The organism is Vibrio sp. 1288 (assembly GCF_033344475.1).
This window is the reverse complement of sequence record NZ_JAWPOX010000376.1, coordinates 1-780: the sequence shown is the minus strand read 5'-3', so window position 1 is coordinate 780 and position 780 is coordinate 1. Positions and strand designations below refer to the sequence as shown.

At 44.9% G+C, this 780-nt stretch carries 1 protein-coding gene and 1 pseudogene; both read left to right on the top strand.

What is annotated here, in order from left to right; translation table 11 throughout:
* A partial coding sequence (locus R8O11_RS26870; RefSeq protein ID WP_318194830.1) for a catalase-related domain-containing protein occupies positions 1 to 506 on the top strand: 506 nt, incomplete at its 5' end.
* 101 nt (positions 507 to 607) lie between these two features.
* Positions 608 to 780, top strand: a pseudogene (locus R8O11_RS26865) (ankyrin repeat domain-containing protein); the annotation flags it as partial.

The window sequence follows — 780 nt, the reverse complement described above, 5'->3', positions numbered from 1 at the left end:
GTATTGAGCCATCGGAAGACCGTTTGTTGCAAGGCCGTGTGTTTGCTTACGCCGATACTCAGCTTTACCGCTTAGGCGCGAACTTGTTCCAGCTGCCAGTGAATCGTCCGTTAACGTCTGTTAGTAATCACAATCAAAATGGTTTGAGCAATAACGCGCAGCTGAGCAATGGGGACGTAAATTATGAACCAAGCCGCAAGCTTAACTTGGCTGAAGACAATCAGTTTCAAGCGGTAGAAACCAAGCTCGTCGGTACGGTTCAGCAAAAAGCGATCAGTAAACCACGAGATTTCTACCAAGCTGGCGTGTTGTACCGCAGCATGAATGAACAAGACAGAAGCGATCTGATTGCTAACCTAGCGGGCGACCTGAATAAGGTAATGGATAAAGACATCAAAGCGACGATGGTGAGCTATTTCTATCGTGCAGACAAAGAATACGGTTCGCGTCTTGCTGAAGCGACCGATACCAATCTCTCGCAAGTGAAAAACAAAGCGATGATGTAAGGCGTAAAGTTTTGGCCTGCGGGAGAAGTATCTGCTCTTTTCTGCCCGAAAATCAGGGCTCCCGTAGGCCATTTTCTGTCATTTTTAATGAGGATGGGTGAATGAAAAACGTATTCTTGCTCAGCTCTGTACTATTTTCTTTGGGTTTATCTTTTAGCTTGTTTGCCTCTCAAGACAAACTAGAAACTCAATATCAATCCTTAGTAGAGCTCTTTTTTGATGCTGCGCGCATTGGTAACAATGAAGTGGTTGAAACCTTTGTATCGCAAGGTTT